This window comes from Mesorhizobium sp. M0854 (assembly GCF_040319815.1).
GTDB lineage: Bacteria > Pseudomonadota > Alphaproteobacteria > Rhizobiales > Rhizobiaceae > Mesorhizobium.
Map to the genome: position 1 here is coordinate 224623 of NZ_JAMYOL010000001.1, position 17393 is coordinate 242015.

The window sequence follows — 17393 nt, forward strand, 5'->3', positions numbered from 1 at the left end:
CCCTCAACAGGCCCCGCAGCGCAATCCCGATCAAGCGCCGCCATCGTCGAATGCCGAGCCAGGCTTGCATCCACGCGCCAATCCGCCATTTTGAGGATCGCGGCGCGATAGCCCGGAGCATTCACCATGGATATCGTCTTTTCCTCGACCACCAAACTGGCCGCGGCCATCCGCGACCGTACGGTTTCCGCAATAGAGGTGCTGGACGCGCATCTGGCGCAGATCGACAGGCACAATGAGGCGGTCAATGCCGTCGTAACCCTCGATCGGAAAGGCGCGCGGCAACGCGCCGTCAAGGCCGACGACGCGCAGGCGCGCGGCGAGGCCCTTGGGCCGCTGCATGGCGTGCCGTTCACACTGAAGGACACGCATGAAACCGCCGGCATGAGAACCACCGTCGGCTTCCCGGCCTTCGCCGACTATGCTCCGAGGGCAGACAGTCCGGTCGTTGCCCGGCTGAAGGCGGCAGGCGGCGTGCTGGTGGGCAAGACGAACGTGGCGACGATGCTCGGTGACTGGCAGTCTGACAATCCACTGTTCGGCCGCACCGGCAACCCCTGGAAGCTCCAGCACACCGCCGGCGGCTCCAGCGGCGGTGCGGCGGCGGCGCTCGGCACTGGTATGACGCCGTTCGAGGTCGGCACCGACATGCAGGATTCGATCCGGCTGCCGGCCGCCTTTTGTGGCGTCTACGGCCTCAAGCCGACCGAGCACCGCGTCTCGCTCGCCGGCGCCTTCCCCGACCCGGGCGGGGCGCCGCGCAGCGTGCGGCTGATGTCCTGCCTCGGACCGCTGGCGCGCAGCGTCGAGGACCTGGCACTGATCTACGGCCTCATTGCCGGGCCGGATGGAAGCGATACCGACCTTGCGCCGGTACCGGTCGAAACCATGCCGGAGCTGGATCTCAGAAATTTGCGCATTGCCGTCGCGCCGTCCTTTCCGGGCTTTCCGGTGGCCGGCGAGATCAGCGCGGCGGTCGAAAGTCTGGCAAAGGAGCTTCAGTCGGCAGGCGCCATCGTCGAGGATGCCAAATTGCCGGAGCTTGACCTGCACGACGACCTAGCACAAGGCGGTGCGCTGATCGGCATGATGCTGGAGGCGGCGCAGCCCAAACCACCGGAGAAGCCGACGCCGGTCTCGCGCTGGTTCGAGGCGCTCGCCCGCCGCGACCGCTCCATCCTGGCGTGGGAACGGTTCTTCGACGGCTGCGACGCCTTGCTGTGCCCGGTCGCCATGGCCACCGCCTTCCCGCATTGCGAGCCGGGAACGCCGATCGGGGTCGACGGCAAGACGCAAAGCTACTGGATGCTGCCGGCCTATGGCGCGGTGTTCAACTACAGCGGCCATCCGGCACTGTCGCTGCCCTGCGGACAAGATCGCGACGGCCTGCCCATCGGACTACAGCTTGTCGGCAAACGCTGGTCGGAGCGGCGCCTGCTCGGGATCGCCAGGGCAATCGAGCCGCTGGCCGGCGGCTTTCGCCGCCCGCCCGGTTATTGAGTAAACCGCGCCAGTCCGTAGGGATCAAGCAGCGGATCGCGCTCGCCGTCGAGGATTTCGCGGGCGGCGAACAGGGCGACGGCCGGCGCCAGCGTGATGCCGGAATGCATGACCGCAACATAGACGCCGCTCGTGCCTTCGGCGCGGCCTATGATCGGAAAGCCATCGACCGGGGTCGGCCGGTAGCCAATGGTGTGGAAATCGAGTTCCAGCCCATCCGCGCCGCGCAGCATCGCCTTCATCGCCGCAAACAGGTCGCGGGCGGTGGCCGGGGCATCCATGCCGGGATCGGCGCCGCCGAAATCCGAGCCGGCGATGACGCGGCCTTCCGCCGTCTGGCGCATATGCAGGCGGTCGCCGATCACCAGGCCATTGAGCAGCTTTTCGTAGGGGCGCGAATGCACGATCAGGCCGGGCGGCGTTTCGATCGGCAGTTCTATCCCGGCTGTGGCAGCGATTGCCGGAGAGCCGGCTCCGGCCGCGATCACCACCTCGTCGGCAGCAATCCGCCCGCCGGATGTATCGACGCCGGCAATCCTGCCGTTGGCTTGCACCAGAGCGGTCGCGGTAACTCCCGTCAGCAGCCGCGCGCCGCGCCGCTCGGCGTCAACCAGCAGTGCTTGCGTGGCAGCGACCGGCTCGGCAACGCCTTCCCCAGGCACATAAAGGGCGAAATCGGGAAGCTCGGTCAGATTGGGCTCGATGCGCGCCGCTCCGGCACGGTCGACACGCTCGATGCCGTAGCCCCAGGCGGCGTGCTCGGCCGCATAGGCCTCAAGTTCGGCACGCGGCAGGTCCCAGCACAAGCCACCGCACCATTGCAACGGGATGCCGGGCACCTCGTTCGCCAGTCGCGTCCATTCGGCCATCGACCGAATGCGCAGCCGGAAATAGACCTCCGGATTACCCCAGCTGGCATTGATCCAGGCAAAGGAATTCGGTGTTGCGATGCCGCCGGCGCCGCTCCCGGCAATGACCGTCACCTTTGCCCCGGCCCTGGCCAGGTGCCAGGCGATGGAGGCGCCGATGATGCCGGCGCCGATGACGATGACTTGTTTCGCCGCTGTCATGCTTCACTCCTCGTTCCGACGCCCCCACTGCGATGCCATTGCCCGTGGGTTCTGCCAAGTGCGCACGGTATCAAATATTCTCTTGACTTTAATACGTACGTACGTATTGTCTCAATATGGCCAGACATTCACTTCGCGAAAAACTTCTCGACGCCGGTTTCAAAACCATCTGGAATTCCGGCTATTCGTCCGCCGGCGTACGCGACATCGTCGCCGCGGCCGATGCCCGCCCGGGGTCCTTCACCAATCATTTTGCCTCCAAGGAGGCGTTCACCGGCGAGGTGCTGGACCGCTATTTCGCCTATGTGAGCGGTTTGGTGGAGCAGGCCCTCGCCCGGGACGGCACGCCCCCGGTCGGGCGCTTGCGCCGCTATCTCGAAATCATCACGTCGAAGCTGGAGGCGCATGATTGGGCACGGGGCTGCATGATCGGCAATCTCAGCCTCGAGACGGCGGCTCACAGCGAGGCGCTGAGGCTGCAACTCGTCGCCATTTTCGAACGCTGGCGCAAGCCCTTCGCCGAATGCATCGCCGAGGGCCAGGCGGCCGGCGACATCACCGACGCGTTCGATGCCGAGGACCTCGCCGATTTCCTGTTGAGTTCCTGGCAAGGCGCGATGCTGCGCATGAAGGTGGAGCGCAGTCCCGAACCGCTCGAGCGTTTCAAGAACATCGTCTTCAAAACAGTCTTCGCAAAAAAAAGGAGCTGATCCGATGAACCCGAAACTCGAAAAGCGCACAATGTTGCCGCGCTCGCAAGTCGCGGTACTCGATTCCACCATCTCCTATGTCGAGGCAGGTACTGCCGGTCCGACTGTGCTCTTCCTGCACGGCAACCCGACGTCGTCCTACATCTGGCGCGACATCATCCCGCATGTGGCGCCGCGCGGCCGCTGCATAGCGCCCGACCTGATCGGCTATGGCCAATCCGGCAAGCCGGACATCGACTATCGCTTCTTCGACCACATCCGCTATCTCGACGCCTTCATCGAGACGCTTGGCATCACTGACGTGGTGGTCGTCGCGCAGGACTGGGGCACCGCGCTCGCCTTCCATCTCGCGGCCCGGCGGCCGCAGCGGATCCTCGGCCTCGCCTTCATGGAATTCATCCGCCCCTTCGAGAGTTGGGACGATTTTCACCAGCGTCCGCAGGCGCGCGAATTGTTCAAGGCAATGCGCACGCCTGGCGTCGGTGAGAAGCTTGTCCTGGAAGACAACGTCTTCGTCGAAAAGGTGCTTCCGGCTGCGGTGCTGCGCACGATGAGCGATGAGGAAATGGCCTCCTACCGGGCACCGTTCCCGACGCCCCAATCGCGCAAGCCGATCCTGCGGCTGCCGCGCGACCTGCCGATTGAAGGCCAGCCCGCCGATGTCGCTGCCATCAGCGAGCACGACCATCGGGCGCTCCGGCTCTCCTCCTACCCGAAGCTGCTTTTCTCAGGCGATCCGGGGGCCCTCGTCTCGCCGCATGCGGCACGGGAATTCGCGGCCGGCCTGAAGAACTGCCGGTTGATCGATCTCGGACCCGGCGCGCATTATCTACAGGAGGACCATGCCGACAGGATCGGCGCCACAATTGCCGAGTGGATTCCGGAGGTGGCCTTCGAGAGCCGAGCGACCGAATCGGCCTGACGTCGGGACGTGAACCGGCGGCAGCCGGAGAGGTCGACAGCTTAGCTCTGCCGGTGCCAAGCGATGGAGGCGCCAATGATGCCGGATCCAATGACGATGATGTTCTTGCTCACGGCCGTGTACCTTCAAACGCCCAGGACTTCTTGCCCTCATTGCCACCATGCTACAGACTTACCAAGGGCGTTGCCGGGACCGCTCTCGAAGCGGGTCGATGACGATCGCCTCACTGGAAACGTTCAGCTCAATCACATGAGGGTCATTTGCGCCGCTGGATAAAAGGGTTGGTTTTTGCTGCAGCCGGAGCCGCCATTGTCTATGCCGTCTTCTTTGGCCCGCTGCCGTTCGTTCGATCTTGGTGGCAGGACGACAACTGGCTGGATCCTTTGCATAAACGCCATCGGATCGCTGACGGTTTGGTGCTGACCGGGGCGTTGGTTGGGAAATCGCGGGCAGAAGTTGTTGCCATGCTCGGCGAGCCGCCGAAGACGGACTATTTCGAGGACTGGAGTCTGGTTTATATTCTTGGTTCGGAAAGAGGATTTTTTTCGATCGACTCTGAATGGCTGGTTATGCGCCTGGATGACGTTGGCTCGGTCACGCAGGCGGCTATCGTCAGAGACTGAACCTGCTGCCGGGGTATCAGCGGTGTTTCCGTTCGACAGGCTGGAAAAGCGCTGCTAGAAGCCCGCGCCACAGACAGGATTCCATGAAATTGGCTGAAGACATCGAACAAGCGGTATCGCGCCGCCGCACTTTCGCGATCATTGCCCACCCCGACGCCGGCAAGACGACGCTCACCGAAAAACTGCTTTTGTTCGGCGGCGCCATCCAGCTTGCCGGCGAGGTCAAGGCCAAGAAGGACCGCATCCAGACCCGCTCGGACTGGATGAAGATCGAACGCGAGCGCGGCATTTCGGTGGTCACCTCGGTGATGACCTTCGAATACGAGGACACCGTCTTCAACCTGCTCGACACGCCCGGCCACGAGGATTTCGCCGACGACACCTATCGCACGCTGTCGGCGGTCGACAGCGCGGTCATGGTCATCGACGCCGCCAAGGGCATCGAGCCGCGCACGCTGAAACTGTTCGAGGTCTGCCGGCTGCGCGACATCCCGATCATCACCTTCGTCAACAAAATGGACCGCGAAAGCCGAGACCCATTCGACATCCTCGACGAGATCGAGCAGAAGCTGGCACTGGATACAGCGCCGATCACCTGGCCGATCGGCCGCGGCAAGACCTTTTCCGGGACCTACCATCTGGCGCTGAACGCGGTGCGCAAGGGCGACGCCGAAAAGGAGCGCACGCCGGTCAATGGACCCGATTCCAACCGCGTCGCCGGCCTGTTGCCGGAGAACGAGCGCGAGGCCTTCATCGAGGAGCTGGAACTGGCGCGCGCGGCCTGTCGCCCGCTCGACCTCGATGCCTTCCGCGAGGGCCATTTGACGCCGGTCTATTTCGGTTCGGCGCTGCGCAATTACGGCGTGCGCGACCTGATCGAGGCGCTCGGCGCCTACGGGCCGCCGCCGCGCGCGCAGGAGGCCGACAGCCGCAAGGTCGAGGCGACCGAGGACAAGATGACCTCCTTCGTCTTCAAGATCCAGGCCAATATGGACCCCAACCATCGCGACCGCATCGCTTTCGTCCGCGTCTGCTCCGGCAAGCTCGAGCGCGGCATGAAGGCCAAGCTGGTGCGCACGGGAAAACCGATGAGCCTGTCGGCACCGCAATTCTTCTTCGCCCGCACCCGCGTCACGGCCGACGAGGCGTTCGCCGGCGATGTCGTCGGCATCCCCAACCACGGCACGCTGCGCATCGGCGACACGCTGACCGAAGGCGAGGAGATCCTGTTTCGCGGTGTGCCGAATTTCGCGCCTGAAATCCTGCGCCGCGTTCGCCTCGGCGATGCCATGAAAGCAAAGAAGCTCAAGGAAGCACTGCACCAGATGGCCGAGGAAGGCGTCGTGCAATTGTTCTCGCCGGAGGACGGCTCGCCAGCCATCGTCGGCGTCGTCGGCGCCCTGCAGCTCGACGTCTTGAAGGAGCGGCTAAACTTCGAATACACACTGCCGGTCGATTTCGAGATGTCGCGCTTTTCCGTCTGCCGCTGGATATCGGCCGACGACAGGGCCGAACTCCAGCGCTTCATCGAGGCGCATCGCGGCGACATCGCGCGCGATCTCGACAACGATCCGGTGTTCCTCGCCCAGCACGCCTTCTCGCTCAACTACGAGGCCGAGCGCTGGAAGGCGATCCGCTTCACCGCGGTCAAGGATTATCAGGTCCGCGACAGGGCGGCTTGAGCTGTTGGTTTTCCCTTCTCCCCTTGTGGGAGAAGGTGTCGCCGAAGGCGACGGATGAGGGGTGTTCCAGAAAACACCAACGTCTCATTCCGTCCCACACCCCTCAACCGTCTCGGCGCTTCGCGCCGATCCACCTTCTCCCACAGGGGGAGAAGGCAAGATCGCGTTCGTTCACCCTTTCGCTGCCTCTTCGATCTTGGCGATGTCGATCTTGCTCATCTGCATCATCGCCTGCATCACGCGGCCGGCCTTTTCCCTGTCGGCGTCCAGCAGCAGCCTGGGCAGCTGCTCGGGAACGACCTGCCAGGAGAGGCCGAATTTGTCCTTCAGCCAGCTGCACTGGCTGGGCTGGCCACCGCCCGCGATGAGCCTGTCCCAGAAATAGTCGACCTCTTCCTGCGTCTTGCAGTCGATGGAGAGCGAGACCGCCTCGGTGAACTTGAATTGCGGCCCGCCGTTCAGCGCCTGGAACTGAACGCCGTCGAGCTCGAATGAGACCATCAGCACCTTGCCCTCATTATCGCCGCTGCCCTTGGGCCAGCGCATCACGCTCAGCACCTTCGAATTCTTGAAGATGGAGACATAATGGTTCATGGCCTCCTCGGCCTGATCGTTGAACCACAGGCAGGGGGTGATCTTTTGCATTCTCTTGCTCCTCGGGCTGGTTTTGGCTTTGTTTTCACTCGCAAAACGGCTGGCTGGCAATTGATGCCCGGTTCCGCCGTCTGCCCAAGGACGCTCGAACGAGACCCGATCCGACAGCACCTCTGACTTTTTTACGGTCTGGGCCGGCTGCGTCTTTGGCTGGCCGCTCGTTCCGCACCCTGGCGCAGCGCAAAATTGTGGCCAGACCAGAGTGTGCCGTCTATAAGGCCTGCGGCTCAATTCCGGTTTTCCGCACCTTTGGGCGCGACGCAGACAGCAAGGACAGTTCAATGCCCGCCTACCGTTCCCGCACCACCACCCATGGCCGCAACATGGCCGGCGCCCGCGGCCTGTGGCGCGCTACCGGCATGAAGGATTCGGATTTCGGCAAGCCGATCATTGCCGTGGTCAATTCCTTCACCCAATTCGTGCCGGGCCATGTCCATTTGAAGGATCTCGGCCAGCTGGTTGCCCGCGAGATCGAAAAAGCCGGCGGCGTTGCCAAGGAGTTCAACACCATTGCCGTCGATGACGGCATCGCCATGGGCCATGACGGCATGCTCTATTCGCTGCCGTCGCGCGAATTGATCGCCGACTCGGTCGAATACATGGTCAACGCGCACTGCGCCGACGCGATGGTCTGCATCTCGAATTGCGACAAGATCACGCCCGGCATGCTGATGGCGTCGCTGCGCCTCAACATCCCGACCGTCTTCGTCTCCGGCGGGCCGATGGAGGCCGGCAAGGTGGTGCTCGCCGGCAAGACCCAAGCGCTTGACCTGGTCGACGCTATGGTCGCAGCCGCCGACGACAAGGTGTCCGACGAGGACGTCAGGATCATCGAGCGCTCGGCCTGTCCGACCTGTGGCTCCTGCTCCGGCATGTTCACCGCCAATTCGATGAACTGCCTGACCGAGGCGCTCGGCCTCTCGCTGCCCGGCAACGGCTCGACGTTGGCCACGCATGCCGACCGCAAGCGGCTGTTTGTCGAGGCCGGTCATCTGATCGTCGATCTCGCCCAGCGCTATTACGAGCAGGACGATGACACCGCGCTGCCGCGCAGCATCGCCTCGAAGGGCGCCTTCGAGAACGCCATGACGCTCGACATCGCCATGGGCGGCTCGACTAACACGGTCCTGCACATCCTCGCCGCAGCACATGAGGGCGAGGTCGACTTCACCATGGAGGACATCGACCGGCTGTCGCGGCGGGTGCCGGTGCTGTGCAAGGTGGCTCCGGCCAAGGCTGACGTCCACATGGAGGATGTCCATCGCGCCGGCGGCATCATGGCCATCCTCGGCCAGTTGGATAGCGCCGGGCTGATCAACCGCGACCTGCCGACGGTGCACGCCGCAAGCCTCGGCGAAGCGCTCGATCATTGGGATATTTCGCGCACCACCAGCCAGAATGTCCGCGAATTCTTCCTGGCGGCACCCGGCGGCGTGCCGACGCAAGTCGCGTTCAGCCAGGACCGCCGCTGGGACGATCTCGATCTCGACCGCGAGAAGGGCGTCATCCGCTCGGCCGAACATCCTTTCTCCAGGGATGGCGGCCTTGCCGTGCTGAAAGGCAATCTGGCACTCGATGGCTGCATCGTGAAGACGGCGGGCGTCGATGAATCGATCCTGAAATTCACCGGTCCGGCAAGAGTGTTCGAAAGTCAGGACGCCAGCGTCAAGGCGATCCTGTCGAACGAGATCAAGGCCGGCGATGTCGTCGTCATTCGCTATGAAGGGCCACGCGGCGGACCCGGCATGCAGGAAATGCTCTACCCGACCAGCTATTTGAAGTCGAAAGGCCTCGGCAAAGCCTGCGCACTGATCACCGACGGTCGTTTTTCCGGCGGCACCTCCGGCCTGTCGATCGGCCATGTCTCGCCGGAAGCCGCGGAAGGCGGTCTGATCGGGCTGGTCAGGGAAGGCGACACGATCGAGATCGATATCCCCAACCGCACCATCAGGCTTGCTGTCGACGACGCCGAACTCATCGCCCGTCGCGCCGCGATGGAGGCCAGGGGAACGGCTGCCTGGAAGCCCGAAGAAAAGCGCAAGCGCAAGGTGACGACGGCCTTGCGCGCCTATGCGGCGATGGCGACAAGTGCCGCCAAGGGGGCGGTGCGGTACGTGCCGGAATAGAGGCTTTTCCTTCTCCCTTTGTGGGAGAAGGTGGATTGGCGCGCAGCGCCAAGACGGTTGAGGGGTGCTGGACGGAGTGCCGCCGGCGCCAAGCTGGAACACCCCTCGTCTGGCCGCTTCGCGGCCACCTTCTTCCACAAGGGAAGAAGGGAAGGGCCGCGCCTGAAGGTTCCGCCTTGCGGCAGCACGCTGCATGGAAAGAAACGGCTTTTTTGAACGAGGTGGCGCTAGATGGATTTTGACCTTGTGGTGCGCGGCGGGACGCTGCCCGACGGCAGGATCGCGGATATCGGCATCGTCGGCGAAACGATCGCAGCGATAGAGCCCGAGCTGAACGTCAGCGCCGGCACGGCGATCGATGCCCATGGCAATCTGGTCTCGCCGCCCTTCGTCGATCCGCATTTCCATATGGACGCCACGCTTTCGCTCGGCATTCCGCGCATCAATGTCTCGGGCACGCTGCTCGAAGGAATCTCGCTTTGGGGCGAGTTGAAGCCGCTTTTGACCTACGAAGCGGTGCGCGACCGTGCGCTCGCCTATTGCGACTGGGCGGTGTCGATGGGCCTGCTCGCCATCCGCACCCATGTCGATGTTTGCGACGACCGCCTACTGGCGGTCGAGGCGCTGCTCGACGTGAAGAAGACGGTTGGCCCCTATATCGACCTGCAGCTGGTCGCCTTCCCGCAGGACGGGTTTTACCGCTCGCCGACGGCGCGCGACAACACCATCCGGGCGCTCGACATAGGCGTCGATGTCGTCGGCGGCATTCCGCATTTCGAGCGCACAATGGCCGACGGCACGCGCTCCGTCACCGAGCTCTGCGAAATCGCGGCGAAGCGCGGCCTGATGGTCGACTTGCATTGCGACGAGACCGACGATCCGCTGTCGCGCCACGTCGAGCAGCTTGCCTATGAGACGCAGCGGCTCGGGTTGCAGGGCAGAGTGGCCGGCTCGCACCTGACATCGATGCATTCGATGGATAATTACTACGTTTCGAAGCTATTGCCGCTGATTGCCGAGGCCGGCGTTTCGGCGATCCCCAATCCGCTGATCAACATCATGCTGCAGGGCCGCCACGACACCTTTCCCCAGCGCCGCGGACTGACGCGGGTCAAGGAGATGCTGGCGCAAGGCATCCGCGTCGGCTGGGGCCAGGATTGCGTGCTCGACCCCTGGTATTCGCTGGGCACCGCAGACATGCTCGACGTTGCCTTCATGGGCCTGCATGTCGCGCAGATGTCGAGCCCGGCCGAGATGGCGCGCTGCTTCGATATGGTCACCAACGTCAATGCCGCCATCATGGGCCTCGACCACCTTGGCCTGGCGGTCGGCAAGCGCGCCAGCCTGGTCGTTCTCGATGCCGGCAACCCAGTCGAGGCGCTGCGGCTGCGCCCCGAGCGCCTCTGCGTCATCGCCAGAGGCAAGGTGGTGGCCGAGCGGAGCCGGCAGGACACGCGGCTTTCGATCGCCGGAAGGCCGGGCACGGTGAACCGGCGCCACGCTTAAAGCGCGTCGCGTTTGAACGGACCCACGCGACGCGCTTTAAGGTCTTGTTTTTAAGCGTGTCGTTATCGCAAAACCGCTGCACACTTTTGCGCGACATGCATTAGTCCAGCCGATTTCCGGCGCTGGTCTTACCGAATTCTCGATTTTCGCCTCGTCATGGCCGCAGCTTGCGACTACGACGCGGGTCACCGTACCCCACGGCGAGGAACCGGTAACGGCATGGCGCGGCCCGCAGACCAGTACTCAACGATCATGAACGTGCTGCTGGCGGGCATCCTGCTGATGCTCGCCGGCGATTTCCTGTTTGCGTTGAACGATGCGATGGGCAAGTGGCTGGTCGCCAGTTTTTCCGTCGGCCAGGTCGTGCTGATCCGCTCGATCGGCGCGTTTTTCATACTCGGGCCGATGATTGCACATCAGGGCCCGGCCAAGCTGTTTCGCATGGAGCGGCCGGAGCTGCAGCTGCTGCGCGTGGTGATGACGACGCTCGACACGGCGCTGTTCTACGCGGCGGTCGTCTATCTGCCGCTCGCCGATGTGATGAGCTTTTACATGGCCGGGCCGATCTATGTCGCGGCGCTGTCGCACTTCCTGCTCGGCGAAAGGGTCGGCTGGCGCCGCTGGGCGGCTATCCTGGTCGGTTTCTGCGGCGTGCTGATCATGCTGAAGCCGTCCTCGGCCGCGTTCTCGCTGTCGTCGATGTTCGCGCTCGCCGGCAGCATTTCCTTTGCCTTCGCCATCATCCTCAATCGGCGGCTGCGCGGCACCAGCGACACCTCGCTGGTCACCTGGCAAACCATCGGCACGCTGCTGGTCGGCGCTGCGTTGACCCTCGGTAGCTGGAAGACGCCGTCCTCGCTCGATTTCGGCGCCATGCTGCTTCTCGGCATCGTCTCCTGCGGCGCGCATCTGATGATCACCCGGGCGTTGAAGCTGGCGCCGGCCTCGACCTTGGCGCCGCTGCATTACAGCCTGCTGTTGTGGGCAGTGGTCTTCGGCCTCGCCTTCTTCGGCGATGTGCCTGGGCCGCGCATTCTGATCGGCTCGGCCATCGTCGTGCTGGCCGGCCTGTTCATCTTCCACCGCCAGAAGGTGGTCGACACGGTACCGCCCGAAAACGTGCCAAAGGGCGTGAATTAACCCCGGCGCGCTGCCGCGAGATGCCGCGAAAATTCCGGCATCTCCATCAGTGCCTTGCAGCGCGCAAACCGGCCGTCGGCATAGGCGCGAAAGTCGTCGGCCGGATTTTTGTTGGCAAGCTGGATCAAGCCCCAGAGCGTCCACAACAGGTCGCACGTCGCCTTGTAGATGACGATGCGGCCGCGCTCCGCCGGTCTCGGCTCGCCGCCGAAATAGGCGCGCATCATTTCTTCGTCCTGGGCCTCGTCGAATTGCCCTTCGACCGAGAGGTCGCCGAGATCCCAGAGCGGATCGTTCATGCCGGAATATTCCCAGTCGACGATCCACATCCTGTCGCCCGTATCGAGAAAGTTTTCGCAGAGCGGGTCGCAGTGGCAGGCGACGATCGGCAGAGGTTGAGCCGCAAGTGCTGAGCGCACTGCCTCCGCCTCGCGGACCACATCGTGGTAGCCGCCAGGCAGGGCGACGTCCTTGGTTGACAGCACTTTCAAATAGTCGTCGATCATCGCAAACAGCTCGAAGCGGGAGGGGAACACCGCGCCGGATGTGTGCAGTCTGCGAAAGGCCTTGCCGGCGCGTGCCGGGCTGCCCGGCCGAGTCTTGAACTTTCCCGGTGACATCGTCTCGGCACCGGCAACGAAGCGGGTCACCAACACGCCGGTCTCGGCATCGACATGCAGCACATGGGGACTGACGCCGGCCTTCGCCGCTTCCCGCGCCGCCACTGCCTCGTTGGCGCGGTTGATGTATTCCTCGGTACCCTTGCCGGGGATACGCAGGCAGAAATCCTTACCGCTGAAGACGAGGTTGGTGAGACCGCCGAGCCGTTCCAGAGGGCCGTCATAGCCGGCCAGCATCGGAATGGCCGCAAGTGCGGCGCGCGCCCGGTCGTCCGCCATGGATTTCGCTCCTTTCCCCGTGTTATTGGGACGACGACGGTTCCACAGTTTTCGCCGTTTGGCTATGATCGCGTTGCGGATCGATACCAGGCGACGGAAAGCGATGACGGACAGCAATCAGCAGAGCGCACTCGCCGCAGCCTATGCGGCGAAGCGGCCGGAAGACATCGCGGCTCTTTACGACAGGTGGGCCGGCACCTATGACGCCGACATGTCGGCGGCTGGCTATCGCCATCCCACCATCTGCCTTGCCTTGCTGGCCCGCCATCTGGCGCGCGGCGCCGCTCCTCTGCTCGATGCCGGCGCCGGCACCGGGCTCATCGGCGAATGGCTTGCCATTACCGGTTATCCGCAGGTCGAGGCGCTCGACATCTCGGAAGGCATGCTGGCGCAAGCCGCGCGCAAGGGCGTCTATTCAGCGCTGCACTGCCTGGCGCTTGGCGGACCGCTGCCCTTCGTGGACGACGCCTATGCCGGGATCATCTCAGCCGGCGTCTTCACGTCCGGCCATGTCGGGGCCGAGGGTCTGGACGAGCTGATCCGCATCTGCCGGCCGGGCGGAGTGATCGTGCTGACAGTGAAGAACACGCTGTGGGATGCCGGGTTTGCCGCGCGGATCGCCGAGCTCGAGGCGCAAGGCACCGTCACGCGCGCCGAAGAGACGCCGCCCTATGTTTCGATGCCAGGCGAGGCCGATACCGTGCCGAGCCGGGGGCTGGTGCTCATCGTGAACTGAGGCTGAAACCGGAAGGCTCTATGCCTTCACCTTTGCTCCTGCCGGATCGTAAAGCGGCTCGAGGTGTATCTTAGCCGGTGTCCGTTCCATTGCCACCACCAGCTCGTAGTTGCCGGAAGTGAGGAAATCATCGTTGACGCCATCGGCATTGCGCACATAGCCGTAGCCGATGTTCTTGCCGATGGTGTAGCCATAGCCGCCGCTGGTGAGATAACCGACCGCCTCGCCGTTGCGCAGGATGGTTTCGCGCCCGAGCAGCACGACGTCCGGATCATCGACGGTGAAGCCGGCAAAGCGTTTGCTGAGCGTCGAGCCATCGAGCTTTTCAAGCGCCCGCCGGCCGAGGAAATCGGTGTTCTTCCTGAGCTTCACCGCCCAGCCGAGGCCGGCCTCCTGCGGCGTGTCGTTGGGTGTAATGTCGGCGCCCCAGGCGCGGTAGCCCTTTTCCAGCCGCAGCGATTCCAGCGCCCGATAGCCGACCGGGCGAATGTCGTGGACAGCGCCCGCCGTCATCAGCGCGTCGAAAACCTCGCCCGTCGCCGCGATCGGCGCATGCAGTTCCCAGCCGAGTTCGCCGACATAGGTGACGCGCAGTGCCCGGACGGCGTGACCGGCAATGGCGATCTCGCGAACATGGCCGAATGGAAAGGCGGCATTCGAGACGTCGGCATCGGTCACCGCTGACAGCACGTCACGGGCGCGCGGCCCCATCAGCGATAATGTGCCGAAATCCTCCGTGACGTCGGTCAGCGTCACGTCGAACTCCCTGCCGATATGATCGGCAATCCAGGAGAAATCATGCGTGCGGAAACCGGTGCCGGTGACGATGTAGAATTTTTCCTCACCGAGCCTCGCCACGGTCAAATCGGCCTCGATGCCGCCGCGCGTGTTGAGAAGCTGCGTGTAGGTCAGCCGGCCGACCGGCTTGGCGACGTCGTTGGCGCAGATCCAGTCCAGCGCCTTCAGCGCGTCGGCTCCGGTCATTTCGTATTTGGCGAAAGACGACTGGTCGAAAATACCGATCTTTTCGCGCACGTGGCGGTGCTCGTCGCCAACCGCCGGGAACCAGTTCTGCCGGCCCATCGAATAGACGTCCTTCGGCTCGATGCCTTCCGGCGCGAACCAGTTCGGCCGCTCCCAGCCAAGTTTCGAGCCGAACACGGCGCGATGTTTTTGCAGCCGCTCGTACAAAGGCGAGACGATGCGCGGCCGGCCGCTGACATATTCCTCATGCGGGAAGCCGATCGTGTAGTGCTTGCCATAGGCTTCCAGCGTGCGGTCGCGGACCCATTGCCGGTCGCGGTGGAGATCGGAGAAGCGGCGGATGTCGACCACCCACAGATCGAGCGGCGCCTCGCCGTCGACGACCCATTGCGCCAGCACCCAGCCGGCGCCGCCGCCGGACGCGATGCCAAAGGCATTGAAGCCGGCGCCGACGAACATATTGGCGCATTCCGGCGCCACACCGAGGATGAAATTGCCATCCGGCGTAAAGCTCTCCGGCCCGTTGATCATCTGCTTGACGCCGGCATTGGCGAGCGCCGGGACACGCTCGATCGCCTGGCTCATATGCTGCTCGAAATGATCGTAATCATCGTCGAACAGCCGGAACTCCCAATCGTCCGGCACATCGCCGCCCGGCAGACCGGTCGTCCACGCCTGCGGGTTCGGCTCGTAGCCGCCCATCACCAACCCGCCGACCTCCTCCTTGAAATAGGTGCGGCGATCGGGGTCGCGAATTGTCGGCGCGTCGGTCGGCAGGCCATCAATCTTTTCGGTGATGATGTACTGGTGCTTCACCGGCTGCAGCGGCACGTTTATCCCGGCCAGCGCACCCACCTGCCGCGCCCATTGCCCGGCGCAGTTCACCACCTTGTCGCAGGCGATATCGCCTTTGCTGGTCTTTACCGCGGTGATGCGGCCGTCTCTCATTTCGAAGCCGGTGACTCGCACCTCCTCGAACAATTTTGCGCCATGCATGCGCGCACCCTTGGCCAGCGACTGGGTGATGTCGGAAGGGCTTGCCTGACCGTCGGTCGGCAGCCAGGACGCGCCGACGAGGTCGCCGGTTTCCAGCAGCGGCCACATTTCCTTGACCTCGGCCGGCGACAGCAGATGCATGTCCATGCCGAAGCTCTTAGCCGTCGTTGCCAGCCGCTTATACTCGACCCAGCGGTCGCCATTGGTGGCGAGGCGCAGGCAGCCAGTCATCTTCCAACCGGTGGCGAGGCCGGTTTCGGCTTCCAGCCCCTTGTAGAGATCGACCGAATATTTGAGCACGCGCGTGATCGACGCCGACGAGCGTAGCTGGCCGACCAGCCCGGCAGCATGCCAGGTCGAACCCGAGGTCAGTTTGCCCTGTTCGAGCAGCACGATTTCGGCCTTGTGGTCGCGCGCCAGATGATAGGCCGTCGAACAGCCGATGATGCCACCGCCGATGACGACGATCCCGGCCTGGGCGGGCAAGGTCATGTCCGCGTCCCGTATTTTGTCCTGTAGTTTTCCAGGGCGGCTTCGAGCCGCGCCAGGTTTTCGTCGGCATAGGCGGCGTAGTCGACACCGGGCGCGTCGAGGTAAAGCTCGGAAACCATGCCCCACATCGCCTCACGCAGCAGCGACGCGCATTGCATGGCGGCGTGCGAGCGCCGTATCGCCGGGTCCGGCTCCTTCATGAAATAGGCGGTCAGGAAGGCGAAGGACTCCTCGTCGCTCATGCCTGCATTCGACGCCGCGCCGGCAAGGTCGAACATCGCGGTGTTGAAGCCTGCATATTCGAAATCGATGAGCCACAGCCTGTGACCGTCGTCGATTATGTTAGCCGGCAAGAGGTCATTATGGCCGAAGACGATCGGCAGCAGCTTTTGCGCGCGCTCGAGCTCGTCCGCCAGCGTCAGCAGGCGCGGCAGTTCGCCCAGCTTGCGGCTGCGGCCTTCCTCCAGCGTGCGCGCATAGTCGCGAATGACATGGAATACCCAGAACATGAAGCCGGCGCCGGAGACATGACCGGGCATCTCCCGATGGAAACCGCGCAGCAACGCGGCAACGCGGCCGAGATCGGCGCGCACGTCCTGCGCGACATAGGCCTTGGCGCCGAGATACTCCGTCACCATGACGCCGGGTCCAGTGTAGTGGACGGCCGGAGCGAAGCCTGCCGCGTGCGCTGCCCGCGCCGTCATCATCTCGCCGTAATGCTCTCGTCGGCTCTCTGCAGGTAGCGTTGAGGCCGTATTCTCGCGAAAGACATGGTGGAACGGATAGTCCTGGCCGAGCCGCACGACGTGCCGCCCGGCCGCGTCCTTGACCAGATAATTGGCATTGCTCAGCCCGCCCGGCAGCGGCGCGATGTCGATGCTGCCGGTCCAGCAAGGCAGCGCACGGATGCGGTCTTCGACAGTCACGATCTCGTCCAACATTGGGTCAATTTTCCACGCATGTCACGGCTGGCCAGCGATGACAATCGGACGGAGGAATGGAGGCAACGCGAAGATCTCGTCGGTGCAGATCTCGGGATCGGTATCCCGCACCGCACCGACGAGCCCCTTTGTGCCGGGTTCTTCGACGCCGGCATCCGCCCCCGCGGATCCTGAATTTCGGCACCCTTGCACCCGACGATCTCCCGGGCGTTCGGGCAGCGATTTTTCGTGCGGCTCAGCCGTCGTCCTCCGTTCCGAGCCTGTCACAGCGATAATGTCGCGCCACGCTGGAGGCGTTGTCAACGCGAAATTGTGGTATTTTCTGGTTTTTTGCCCGAATTTTGCTAAATTCCTTGGAGTTAGTGGCATTTATGCCGTAGAAGCGGTCAGCGGTGCAACAATCCGACCGGAT

14 protein-coding genes are annotated in these 17393 nt (G+C 63.8%); 9 read left to right on the plus strand and 5 right to left on the minus strand.

All coding sequences use genetic code 11. From position 1 onward, the window contains the following. Positions 1-126 precede the first annotated feature (126 nt). Positions 127-1500 (plus strand): amidase, encoded by a 1374-nt coding sequence (locus tag NKH99_RS01030; protein WP_353012085.1) that lies wholly within the window; start codon positions 127-129, stop codon positions 1498-1500. Here the strand turns inward: NKH99_RS01030 and NKH99_RS01035 are convergent. After that, complete coding sequence (locus NKH99_RS01035) at positions 1494-2570, minus strand: NAD(P)/FAD-dependent oxidoreductase (RefSeq protein WP_353012088.1); 1077 nt, start codon at positions 2568-2570, stop codon at positions 1494-1496. The genes NKH99_RS01030 and NKH99_RS01035 overlap by 7 nt on opposite strands. A gap of 116 nt (positions 2571-2686) precedes the next feature. Between NKH99_RS01035 and NKH99_RS01040 the strand changes: the two genes are divergently transcribed. From NKH99_RS01040 to NKH99_RS01055, 4 genes are all read left to right on the plus strand, one after another. Beyond that, on the plus strand, positions 2687-3280 hold the full coding sequence (locus NKH99_RS01040) for a TetR/AcrR family transcriptional regulator (protein ID WP_352919329.1): 594 nt from the start codon (positions 2687-2689) through the stop codon (positions 3278-3280). A 4-nt stretch (positions 3281-3284) separates the two neighbouring features. Beyond that, positions 3285-4202: a haloalkane dehalogenase gene (locus NKH99_RS01045; protein WP_353012090.1), complete on the plus strand. Its 918-nt coding sequence runs from the start codon at positions 3285-3287 to the stop codon at positions 4200-4202. Positions 4203-4462: 260 nt separating this feature from the next. Then, a complete protein-coding gene (locus NKH99_RS01050) occupies positions 4463-4825 on the plus strand; it encodes a hypothetical protein (protein WP_352540430.1) in 363 nt (120 codons plus the stop codon). 83 nt (positions 4826-4908) lie between these two features. Beyond that, the gene (locus tag NKH99_RS01055; RefSeq protein ID WP_502893745.1) at positions 4909-6507 is read left to right on the plus strand and encodes a peptide chain release factor 3; all 1599 of its coding nucleotides are present in this window, start codon (positions 4909-4911) and stop codon (positions 6505-6507) included. Between the two features lie 171 nt (positions 6508-6678). Here NKH99_RS01055 and NKH99_RS01060 read toward each other — a convergent pair whose 3' ends face one another. Continuing rightward, complete coding sequence (locus NKH99_RS01060) at positions 6679-7152, minus strand: VOC family protein (protein ID WP_352540429.1); 474 nt, start codon at positions 7150-7152, stop codon at positions 6679-6681. 290 nt (positions 7153-7442) lie between these two features. Here NKH99_RS01060 and ilvD point away from each other — a divergent pair, with 290 nt between their 5' ends. The 3 genes from ilvD to NKH99_RS01075 all read left to right on the plus strand — a co-directional run bounded on the left by ilvD (position 7443) and on the right by NKH99_RS01075 (position 11933). After that, entirely contained in the window at positions 7443-9287 is a 1845-nt protein-coding gene (ilvD, locus tag NKH99_RS01065) for a dihydroxy-acid dehydratase (protein WP_353012093.1), read from the plus strand. A 231-nt stretch (positions 9288-9518) separates the two neighbouring features. Beyond that, positions 9519-10793, plus strand: a complete 1275-nt coding sequence (locus tag NKH99_RS01070) for an amidohydrolase family protein (RefSeq protein WP_353012096.1) — start codon at positions 9519-9521, stop codon at positions 10791-10793. A 219-nt stretch (positions 10794-11012) separates the two neighbouring features. Beyond that, complete coding sequence (locus NKH99_RS01075) at positions 11013-11933, plus strand: DMT family transporter (RefSeq protein WP_353012099.1); 921 nt, start codon at positions 11013-11015, stop codon at positions 11931-11933. Here the strand turns inward: NKH99_RS01075 and NKH99_RS01080 are convergent. After that, entirely contained in the window at positions 11930-12832 is a 903-nt protein-coding gene (locus NKH99_RS01080) for a phosphotransferase (protein WP_353012102.1), read from the minus strand. The two genes, NKH99_RS01075 and NKH99_RS01080, sit on opposite strands and share 4 nt — an antisense overlap. A 103-nt stretch (positions 12833-12935) precedes the next feature. Here NKH99_RS01080 and NKH99_RS01085 point away from each other — a divergent pair, with 103 nt between their 5' ends. Continuing rightward, positions 12936-13568: a class I SAM-dependent DNA methyltransferase gene (locus tag NKH99_RS01085; protein WP_353012105.1), complete on the plus strand. Its 633-nt coding sequence runs from the start codon at positions 12936-12938 to the stop codon at positions 13566-13568. 18 nt (positions 13569-13586) lie between these two features. Here the strand turns inward: NKH99_RS01085 and NKH99_RS01090 are convergent, their stop codons facing one another. Both NKH99_RS01090 and NKH99_RS01095 read right to left on the minus strand, forming a co-directional pair. Next, on the minus strand, positions 13587-16040 hold the full coding sequence (locus NKH99_RS01090) for a GcvT family protein (protein ID WP_353012108.1): 2454 nt from the start codon (positions 16038-16040) through the stop codon (positions 13587-13589). Beyond that, positions 16037-16966, minus strand: coding sequence for a phosphotransferase (locus tag NKH99_RS01095; RefSeq protein ID WP_353012447.1), 930 nt, complete (start codon positions 16964-16966; stop codon positions 16037-16039). Before NKH99_RS01095 ends, NKH99_RS01090 begins: the two co-directional genes overlap by 4 nt. Positions 16967-17393 lie beyond the last annotated feature (427 nt).

What these genes read in the sequence shown, in the direction of transcription:
- NKH99_RS01060 (WP_352540429.1), bottom strand. Translation starts at nt 7,152, where the DNA reads ATGCAAAAGATCACCCCCTGCCTGTGGTTCAACGATCAGGCCGAGGAG.
- NKH99_RS01045 (WP_353012090.1), top strand. Translation starts at nt 3,285, where the DNA reads ATGAACCCGAAACTCGAAAAGCGCACAATGTTGCCGCGCTCGCAAGTC.
- NKH99_RS01075 (WP_353012099.1), top strand. Translation starts at nt 11,013, where the DNA reads ATGGCGCGGCCCGCAGACCAGTACTCAACGATCATGAACGTGCTGCTG.
- NKH99_RS01080 (WP_353012102.1), bottom strand. Translation starts at nt 12,832, where the DNA reads ATGGCGGACGACCGGGCGCGCGCCGCACTTGCGGCCATTCCGATGCTG.
- NKH99_RS01035 (WP_353012088.1), bottom strand. Translation starts at nt 2,570, where the DNA reads ATGACAGCGGCGAAACAAGTCATCGTCATCGGCGCCGGCATCATCGGC.
- NKH99_RS01040 (WP_352919329.1), top strand. Translation starts at nt 2,687, where the DNA reads ATGGCCAGACATTCACTTCGCGAAAAACTTCTCGACGCCGGTTTCAAA.
- NKH99_RS01070 (WP_353012096.1), top strand. Translation starts at nt 9,519, where the DNA reads ATGGATTTTGACCTTGTGGTGCGCGGCGGGACGCTGCCCGACGGCAGG.
- ilvD (WP_353012093.1), top strand. Translation starts at nt 7,443, where the DNA reads ATGCCCGCCTACCGTTCCCGCACCACCACCCATGGCCGCAACATGGCC.
- NKH99_RS01090 (WP_353012108.1), bottom strand. Translation starts at nt 16,040, where the DNA reads ATGACCTTGCCCGCCCAGGCCGGGATCGTCGTCATCGGCGGTGGCATC.
- NKH99_RS01055 (WP_502893745.1), top strand. Translation starts at nt 4,909, where the DNA reads ATGAAATTGGCTGAAGACATCGAACAAGCGGTATCGCGCCGCCGCACT.
- NKH99_RS01030 (WP_353012085.1), top strand. Translation starts at nt 127, where the DNA reads ATGGATATCGTCTTTTCCTCGACCACCAAACTGGCCGCGGCCATCCGC.
- NKH99_RS01085 (WP_353012105.1), top strand. Translation starts at nt 12,936, where the DNA reads ATGACGGACAGCAATCAGCAGAGCGCACTCGCCGCAGCCTATGCGGCG.